Annotated in this window: 9 protein-coding genes; 6 read left to right on the top strand and 3 right to left on the bottom strand. The window is 42.3% G+C overall.

Going from position 1 to position 8,546, the window contains the following annotated elements; all coding sequences use genetic code 11:
* Positions 1-385 precede the first annotated feature (385 nt).
* Both ICN36_RS04210 and ICN36_RS04205 read left to right on the top strand, forming a co-directional pair.
* Positions 386-1,222 (top strand): hypothetical protein, encoded by an 837-nt coding sequence (locus ICN36_RS04210; RefSeq protein ID WP_216227134.1) that lies wholly within the window; start codon positions 386-388, stop codon positions 1,220-1,222.
* Entirely contained in the window at positions 1,222-2,055 is an 834-nt protein-coding gene (locus ICN36_RS04205) for a nucleotidyl transferase AbiEii/AbiGii toxin family protein (protein ID WP_216227133.1), read from the top strand. The genes ICN36_RS04210 and ICN36_RS04205 overlap by 1 nt, the downstream gene beginning before the upstream one ends.
* A gap of 127 nt (positions 2,056-2,182) precedes the next feature.
* Here the strand turns inward: ICN36_RS04205 and ICN36_RS04200 are convergent, their stop codons facing one another.
* Positions 2,183-3,106: a tyrosine-type recombinase/integrase gene (locus tag ICN36_RS04200; protein WP_216227132.1), complete on the bottom strand. Its 924-nt coding sequence runs from the start codon at positions 3,104-3,106 to the stop codon at positions 2,183-2,185.
* A gap of 46 nt (positions 3,107-3,152) precedes the next feature.
* The gene (locus ICN36_RS04195) at positions 3,153-4,124 is read right to left on the bottom strand and encodes a hypothetical protein (protein WP_071467095.1); all 972 of its coding nucleotides are present in this window, start codon (positions 4,122-4,124) and stop codon (positions 3,153-3,155) included.
* A 265-nt stretch (positions 4,125-4,389) separates the two neighbouring features.
* Between ICN36_RS04195 and ICN36_RS04190 the strand changes: the two genes are divergently transcribed.
* Together ICN36_RS04190 and ICN36_RS04185 are read left to right on the top strand one after the other, a co-directional pair.
* Positions 4,390-5,388: a winged helix-turn-helix domain-containing protein gene (locus tag ICN36_RS04190; protein ID WP_216227131.1), complete on the top strand. Its 999-nt coding sequence runs from the start codon at positions 4,390-4,392 to the stop codon at positions 5,386-5,388.
* A 5-nt stretch (positions 5,389-5,393) separates the two neighbouring features.
* Positions 5,394-6,113: a hypothetical protein gene (locus tag ICN36_RS04185; RefSeq protein WP_216227130.1), complete on the top strand. Its 720-nt coding sequence runs from the start codon at positions 5,394-5,396 to the stop codon at positions 6,111-6,113.
* A 122-nt stretch (positions 6,114-6,235) separates the two neighbouring features.
* Here ICN36_RS04185 and ICN36_RS04180 read toward each other — a convergent pair whose 3' ends face one another.
* A complete protein-coding gene (locus ICN36_RS04180; protein WP_216227129.1) occupies positions 6,236-7,009 on the bottom strand; it encodes a hypothetical protein in 774 nt (257 codons plus the stop codon).
* 257 nt (positions 7,010-7,266) lie between these two features.
* Here ICN36_RS04180 and ICN36_RS04175 point away from each other — a divergent pair, with 257 nt between their 5' ends.
* Positions 7,267-7,791: a hypothetical protein gene (locus tag ICN36_RS04175; RefSeq protein ID WP_216227128.1), complete on the top strand. Its 525-nt coding sequence runs from the start codon at positions 7,267-7,269 to the stop codon at positions 7,789-7,791.
* A complete protein-coding gene (locus ICN36_RS04170) occupies positions 7,788-8,477 on the top strand; it encodes a hypothetical protein (protein WP_216227127.1) in 690 nt (229 codons plus the stop codon). The genes ICN36_RS04175 and ICN36_RS04170 overlap by 4 nt, the downstream gene beginning before the upstream one ends.
* The last annotated feature ends 69 nt before the right edge of the window (positions 8,478-8,546 follow it).

Genomic DNA, 8,546 nt, shown 5'->3' with positions numbered 1-8,546 from the left:
ACCGATTGGATGTGGACATACAATCATGAAAGACCAAACATGGGCTTGGGTGGAATTACACCAAAGCAAAAACTAGCACTTGCAGTACCAGCTTCTACTTTTAGCTTAAGTTAAAAATGGGGGGATTACCATGCGATCTACATTTAAGTTGGCGTTTAAGTTTTGTTGCATTATATGTTTCCTTGTGGTTTCGCTGGCTAAACCTTTTATTACTTTTTAAAAAAGATGTTTAACTAACTTACAAACAGTGTAGCCCGCTAAACCCATTTTGTCAAGTAAAATTTAGGAATTGGGGTGGAATAGATGCAAGTGGTTTGTAGATAGTGCTATCAAGATCAAATAATGTTATATTCAAATCTCTATATATATCTTTATAGGATATAAATTGAACACAAATAATAATAATTCATCTAAAACTCTAGGCCCTCGCATGGCGGGGTTATTTACACGCCTATATGAGAAGGGGCTCTTAACGTTTAGGGTGGCTGACGCCGTCAAATACACGGGATTGTCTCCAATTGCAGTTAGTAACTTATTGCACAAAGCTCAACAGCGCGGGGTTGTTACACGATTAAAGCCGGGTCTATTCAATCTAGTACCTTTTGAGTTGGGGGGTGTGTCAGAGCATATTGATAGTCCTTACATCATCGCCAGAGAGCTTGTAGGGGCGGCACCCTATTTTTTATCGTATGGGACAGCATTTGAATTGCATCGGATGTTTACGCAACCGATGTTTACGACATACGTTTCATCCACTAAGCGTATGCGCTCCCAGACTGTTGGGGGGTATGAATTCAAGTTCGTCAAAGTGAGCAGCGATCAAGTCTTTGGGGTAGAGAAATACTGGGTGGATAAAGAGCGATTTGTGTTGATCAGTAATATTGAAAGAACACTCATTGATGGCTTGAAGCACCCAGAGTATGTTGGGGGGGTTACGGAGGTCGCAAAAGGTTTGTGGATGAAAAAAGACGCAATTAATTTTAAGACTCTGATTGAGTATGCAAAACAACTAGGTGTAGGTGCGGTAATTCGCCGACTCGGATATCTATTGGAGAGGTATGAATTGGTGGATGAAAGCATTTTGCGAGAATTACAAAAGCAGTTAAGTGCAACCTATCAGCGCTTAGATCCACAAATGCCTGCGCAGGGGATATTTCTTTCGAGATGGAAATTGCAACTGAATGTGAATCAAGAAGAGCTTGATGCCGTGAGGTTTGGATAATGATTCCGCAAAGAAATATTTCTCTAATTGCTAATAAATTATTAAAAGAGGGCGGTAAACGTGTTCCCGAGTCCGTGATTGAGCGCGACTATGTGTTGGCTTGGTTTTTGACCGGGCTTGCCAATCATCCTTTACGTGAGATATTGGTCTTTAAGGGTGGAACAGCCCTACGACGTTGCTGGATTGATCACTATCGATTTTCAGAAGACTTGGATTTCACTTTAACAAAACCCATTCAATTTTCAGAAATCTTGGTTGGATTAAATGAGGTATTTGAAAGTGTATATAGGGAGTGCGGCTTAAAAATAGAGTTCGATAGAGAAGATCGGGCCAGCCATCAAAATAGCTATACTTTTTATCTAAAGTATCAAGGACCGTTGCCAGCATCCAATGATGTCAAGGTGGATATCACGATTAATGAGGTATTTTGTTTTGGCGCACAAAGCAGGCCCATCTTTCAAACCTACGATGAGTTCGAAGATCTGCCACAGGGACCAATGCTCAATGTATATTCCATTGAAGAGATTGTGATTGAAAAGGTCGCAGCCCTAAGTGATCGTGCTAGAAATGAACCTAGAGATCTTTATGACCTTTGGCATTTATTTGGAGAGCATTCGATTGTTCTTCAAGAGTTACGCCCTGAACTTGAGCGCAAGTTAGCGCATCGCAATAGGCTCGTAAATGGTCTTGAGCAAGCAATTGCCGTTAAAAATGAGCGTTTAAAGCGTCTTTGGACAGGCCGCCTAGCTCATCAGATGAGTGCTCTTCCAGAGTTTGATGGCGTTTTCAGGGATGTTATGAGGGCAATTAGAGCTGCTGATTTACCGGAATGAAGGTATTTTTTGGATGAGGTTCATTTAATAAGGGCAGTTCATCATCAAAATTCAAGGCAGCTTATAAGTGGCAATCCGAACCCTAGAGAAAACAGTGATTTTGCGTATGATTTTTTCAAGGGTATGCCTACGGTAAATAATTGATATGCTCCACATACCTCATGACGGTATCCGTTTTTGACCATCGACCCATGCTCATGATGATGGGAAAGCTGGCTCCAGAAACAACTAAATCCTGCGCATGACCTACTCGCATTGAATGGCCACTAATTCTGGCTACAAAAGATTCATCTAAGCCGGCTTTTCTGGCAATGCGCTTGAAGATCCTGTTAATTTGACCTCCACCCAGATGTGATGATATCTTCTGCGATTTTCCAATGCCGCGAAATATCTGGCCCTCTTGATCCCCAATTTTCGCTATCCACTCCTTTAAGGCAAGATGAGCTCGTTGACTAACGTGTAGCCATTTGCCAGTAGAGTCTTGATCGGTTTTGCTTTTCCTAAGTAATATAGTCGTAGATTCAATACTATTTTTAATAGTAATTTTGACATCTTGGATTTGCAGGGAAACTAATTCGCTTCGTCTGCATAGGGTGTCATAGGCAACCAGCAGAAGCGCTCTATCTCTAATGCCCAGATTATCTGCGTCGGTTGCGCTAAGCATCTGCTCTAAAACATCTTGATTAATTCCTTGAGCCTGTTCGGACGCGCGTCCTAGCTTTCTATGCATTCGCCTCATTTCTAATGTGACATCTGGATCTTTGCTTGGATCGTCAAAGCGATTTAACTTATGGATTGTGGCGATCCCTGTAATTGCACGTCGAATGCTAGCGGACGTTCTGCCGCCATTCGCAAGCATAACAATATAGTCGGCAAGGATTAGCGGGTCAACTGGCAGGGCAGTTTGATTGTGCAGACTGCAATAAGTAATGAAATCAATAAAGTCAGCGCGATATGCCCTGATGGTCGAGGCAGAATAGGCGCCATCAATTTTTAGAACTGTTTTGGCCAACTGTTCGCTTGGGCTGAGTATTATTTTTGGTATTTCCATAATTGTCTTTTACAGTTTAGCTAGCTAAAGTACCGTAGCCAAAAAATCACTTCCTCATAAATTTAATTAATAAGTTTTTAACAAAACTCAATTGCGCCTCAGCAGAAGTTTCATTACGCGTTGCAGCTTTAATGATGTCAATTTTCTGACCCTTAAATTCCAACAAGCCAAATTCACTAGGAATCTGCTTGGCTCCCACTTTTGGGTCGTAATCGTGAAAGGTAACCCACACGAAGTCAAAATAGGAGCTAACCTTTTTTAAGGTGTCAAATTTAGTTACAGGCGAATTATTTGATTTGATTTCAATGCCGTGTAATTCAATAGGGCCATCTACATTCATTTGAACTATTGCAATCGCATCGATGTAATAGAATTTAGACTCAGAGATGGCTAAGCGAGCTACCTCGCCCCTTAGAAGTTCAAAGTGAAATGGTTTTGGTGTTTTGAGCCAAGAACCTGCACTTTGAGAGAGGGCAGTAAACACATGCGCTTCTAATAAGCTGTCATGTTGGGCCTTATCTTTTAAATCTACTCTAGGAATAGGCATGCCCATACCCCTAGCTGTTCTTCCCTCAAGAATGGGGCGATAGATTAACCAAGTTTGTCTTAAAGAATCACGCGTAATTGCCGCGGAAATAACCTGGGCGGCTAATTTGATAAAAATATCATTGGGCATGACTCGTTCTAGCTTACCCAAAATTTCTATATTTTCAGGGCTGACCTTGGTGGGGAGTTCATTAAGGAGGGGATTGGTAATCTGATTTTTACTTAAAAGAGGCTGAAGCTCTTGATAGTATTTGCCCGCCCGATAGTAGCGCCAAATGCTACCTTCTTTAAGGCCAATGCTTTGCCCAAATGAAACAAGCCATTCAGTAAAGGAGCGATGACTGGCTTCCCAAAAGTTATTTTCTTCAACTTGTAAAACTATAAGAGCAATTTTTGTCCAGGCGCGAGCATCATCAGCGTTAAGACTTTTAATTGAACTTACAATTGTTTTGGTAATCTCTTGCTTGGACATATATATAGTGGTTTAAAGTAATTAGTTAAGCTTGTAGTCTAGCTCGCTAAAGTATTTATTGTCAAGTTAATAATAGAGATGCAGTGTTTATAAGGCTCGGCGGCGCTTGCACTTTATGGTCTCTCAACTTGCAGCTTATGGGGGGGGCAACTTGCACTTTATGCATGAACCCACAGATTATTTTCATCGACACATCCAAAAGACCTCCATGCCTATATAACTTTAATTTGCACGATAACAATAACAATGTTATCGTGTTTATATTATGTTAATTAATAGAGAATCCATCGCTCGCTACCTCACGAACACCTTGGGGATGGCCGATCTAGAGCTAACCGACTACCCAAAGGCTAAGCAACTACCTTACTTGCTTCAAGACCAGTTTGAGTTTTTGCAGATGAAATTTGCGAACCATTTCGTAATTTTGGCAATTCCAAAAAAGAATATCCCTTTACGTCAAATGAGAGATGCATTGAGGTATTTGCCCAGTGATCAACCACTGGTTATGTGCTTTGAGTCTTTGGCGTCTTATGAAAGGCGCTATTTGATCGAGCAAAAAATTTCATTTTTAGTGCCAGGCAATCAGCTCTATCTTTTGGATTTAGGCATTGATTTGCGTGAATACTTTCACCGTAAGAAACAAGCACCGGTTCGTGCACTCAACCCTGCGACGCAGGCAATGTTGTTATGGTTTTTGCAAAACCATCAATTGACAACGGAGTGGGCTCCCAGTGAGGTTGCAACTACTTTGAAATATACAAGCATGACAGCTTCTAGGGCGGTTGCTGAATTAGTGGAATTGGGGTTGTTCGAGGAATTTAGCCGTGGCCGTCGTAAATATTTGCGAGCTAACGATAGTCATGAGCAAATTTGGCAAAAAGCTAAACCGTATTTAAGAAGTCCCGTGAAGCAGGAGATCTGGACTCGTGAGCCAGTTTACTTGCGCCCGTCAGAAATTTGTTTGGCAGGGATTTCAGCTCTGTCTAAGTTAACTACGATTAATTCCGATCAAGAGACTTGTTATGCTTTGTCTCCTCAGACTTGGCAAGAGATTAAGCGGGACCTTGTCCCTTTGCCTGAAAAAGAGCCGGGGGCTAGCTGTTACCAAATTTGGGCATATGAGCCCAGAATGTACCGAGAAGGTTCAATCTCATCAGGCGCGTCTTGTGTAGATGCCCTTTCACTGTGGTTGAGTTTCAGAGATAGTTCTGACCCCAGAATTGAATTGGCACTAAGTGATCTAGAAAAGGAATTTAGATGGTAAGGGGTTTGGATGTTTTTACACAATGGTTTAAAGAGTTCTCTGAACAATATGTATTGATTGGTGGAACAGCTGCATCCTTGGCTATGAAGGAGTTTGGCGTACCATTTCGAGGGACTAAAGACTTGGATGTGGTGTTGCACTTGGAGGCATTAACGCCGGAGTTTGGCGAGATTTTTTGGAAGTTTTTCGATGCGGGTGGCTACGAAGTTAAGCAAAAGAGTGATGGCAGTCCTCGGTTATATCGCTTTAAGAAGCCAAAGGATGAAAATTTTCCGTGGATGGTAGAGCTATTTTCAAGGTTGCCTGAAGGCGTTGAGTTATTTGAGGGTAGTCGTTTGAGCCCCATTCCCATGGGGGAAGACATTTCGGACATGTCTGCGATTTTGCTCGACCGGGATTATTACGATTTTGTGATGAGTGGGCGCAAGACGCAGGAGGGTCTGACGTGGATTGCTGAAGATCGCTTGATCCCCTTGAAAGCATTGGCTTGGCTCAATTTAACCCGAAGTCAGGAGGCCGGAGCACCTATTCGTCCTGGCGATATTCGCAAACACCTAGACGATGTGGTTAATTTATCCAATCTATTGAGCCCTCAATTGAGGATTAGTTTGGGATATAGAATTTCGGCTGATTTACAGGAGTTCATCGCCAATGTTAATGTAGATGCGTATCCTGATTTTGTTCAAGTTAAAGGGCGTTTGGTCTTGGCTTATGGTCTTGAGTAGGTTATGTACTATTTTGGTTGCTTGAAATCAATATCAGATCAAGAAACATCTGAACGTTAAAATTTATCTTGAGCCGATATTGATATTTTTGCCCTCTATTGCGCAGACTATTGGCTAGAATCTTACTCTTCCCGATCAAGCTCATCTTCTTCAGTCATTAATAAATCAATCTGAGCTTTTAAACGACTTTTATCTGCCTCATGAAATGGTATTGGAATATATAACCATGCCCGCCTTCCACCAGACAATCGTACCGGAATCTTGTCAACATTGATTGGCTCTGAGGACGGCTGAACTGGCTGCTCGGATAAATGGTCGGCAGCTTTTATTTCTACCACCTGCTTTTCAATTGATTCGGCTTGAGGGCATGATGTTTCAACATTGCTATCAATCGATACATTTTCTAGGATTGGATTGCTCACGCTATCAAAGTACCCAGCAAATTCAACTGATTTACGAAAGACCGTTAACGCTGTTTCTGCTGTGTTAGGAGCAAATCCACGTTGAATGAGTTCAAATTTTAAATTGGCATCCGAAGGTAACCCTGAGCTATAACGCTCTAATAACTCAGCGTATAACTGGGGTCGACGTAAAAACCCAATCAGCAAAGAGTGCTTCATGGCTTCATCTGGCGCAAATTTATATGCCTCAACCTCTTTAGTTACCACTAAGAATCCATCCTTTGGGCGACTGAGTAAACCAAGGTAGCGGAGTGAGGCGAGGAGGGTGAGTGCAGCACCATTATTTGCATTCTTATATCCCAGCGCTTGCGCCACTACATCGGTTGGAGCTGGGTGCAATCTTTCTGCCTCATAAATTTGGAACACGCGATCTAACGCTTCATTTAGTGCTACTCCTGGTGCACGAGGACTTCTTTTTTTAATATTTGCTTCCATATAGCTAACCTTCAAATGAGCGTTATTTGCACTGATCTATGTACAAGGTATTTAGTATGAATTAACTTATACTAAAAATATATACTTTTTAACATTCTACATACAAAAAAATAATTTTATATCCTAAATATTAGGCTTTATTGAAAATATGGTGTCAAGTATTCTGCATTCTTGAATTTAGAATGATTGTCTTTTTTGGCTATATTAGGTAGAATTCTAAATTCAAGAATACAGAATACTTAGCTGGAGATACGAATATGCGCTCTAAACAGCCCTTGCTTAAACCCCAAGATTTGGTAGTTGCATTAAAAATTGCTGCAAACCGAGAGCGTAATTTTACCTTTAATCAATTGGCTCTGGAGTTAACGATGCCAATTTCTGAAATCCACGCTGCTTTTCTTAGGGCCGAAAAGTCTCGCCTTGTTTCAAGATCAAACGGGAAAATGGAGTTTATCGGTCCAGCTTTGCGTGAATTTATAGAGTATGGGGTTAAATATGCGTTTCCAGCAGTCATTGGCGCTACTGAGCGCGGTGTACCTACTGGAGTCAATGCAGCGCCACTGAGTCAATATTTTGTGGGGAGCAATGAAGCCCCCTTGGTTTGGCCTGCCCATGAAGGGTCTGTAAGGGGGCAATCTTTGTTACCCCTGCATCCCTCAGTGACTCAAGCGGTTAAAGTAGATTCTGGGCTATACGAATTGCTGGCTCTTGTGGACGCCATTCGTGCTGGCGCCGCTAGGGAACGTGAAATGGCTATCTCTGAAATTGGAAAACGGTTGTGAACCTAAAAAATGATCCCAATATTGCCAACATTGAGCGTATTGCCCAAGCATTAGGCGAACTTCGCAATAGCGTTGTGCTCGTTGGCGGAGCGGTGGTGGGTATTCTCATTACCGATACCAATCGACCGGCGGCACGACCGACTTTGGATGTTGATTTAGTGACAAAGGTATCTGGCCGGGCAGAGTACTACCGAGTGTGCGAGGTTCTGCGCAAAGCAGGCTTTAAGGAGAATGATCAAGTAATCTGCCGCTGGACAAAAGATGGCGTGTTAGTTGACCTTATGCCGACTGACCCCACCATTCTAGGGTTTAGCAACCGCTGGCACGAACTTGCCATGCAAACATCCATTCCCATGACGCTACCTAGTGGTCTGGTTCTGCGACATATTTCGGCGCCACTATTTATTGCAAGTAAGCTTGAATCGTTTCATGATCGTGGCAAGGGCGATTATGCTCATCACGATATTGAAGACATCATTAATTTAGTAGATGGGAAGTCAGATTTGAATAGTGAATTAGCCCAAGCCTCAGCAGAGGTTCAGTTATTCATCCGCGAAGAAATCGAAGATCTGCTACTAGAACCAGACTTTATGGCGCAAATACCATGGCATTTAAATCCAACAGCAACAGAGCAAGACCGCTCAGCCATTATTATTGGGCGACTAAGATCATTAGCGGGCTTGTAAGGCGGGTAAACTATTGAGCGCCCGTTACTATGAGGGCTATTCTCCGCATATTTTGCGGAGAAAGGATCG

It is taken from the genome of Polynucleobacter sp. UK-Gri1-W3 (assembly GCF_018881595.1).
Classification (GTDB): domain Bacteria; phylum Pseudomonadota; class Gammaproteobacteria; order Burkholderiales; family Burkholderiaceae; genus Polynucleobacter.
The sequence above is the reverse complement of the archived record's forward strand: the minus strand, read 5'-3'. Positions and strand labels throughout refer to the sequence as shown.

Coding starts and splice junctions, on each gene's coding strand:
- ICN36_RS04205 (WP_216227133.1), top strand. CDS start 1,222: ATGATTCCGCAAAGAAATATTTCTCTAATTGCTAATAAATTATTAAAA.
- ICN36_RS04200 (WP_216227132.1), bottom strand. CDS start 3,106: ATGGAAATACCAAAAATAATACTCAGCCCAAGCGAACAGTTGGCCAAA.
- ICN36_RS04195 (WP_071467095.1), bottom strand. CDS start 4,124: ATGTCCAAGCAAGAGATTACCAAAACAATTGTAAGTTCAATTAAAAGT.
- ICN36_RS04190 (WP_216227131.1), top strand. CDS start 4,390: ATGTTAATTAATAGAGAATCCATCGCTCGCTACCTCACGAACACCTTG.
- ICN36_RS04180 (WP_216227129.1), bottom strand. CDS start 7,009: ATGGAAGCAAATATTAAAAAAAGAAGTCCTCGTGCACCAGGAGTAGCA.
- ICN36_RS04175 (WP_216227128.1), top strand. CDS start 7,267: ATGCGCTCTAAACAGCCCTTGCTTAAACCCCAAGATTTGGTAGTTGCA.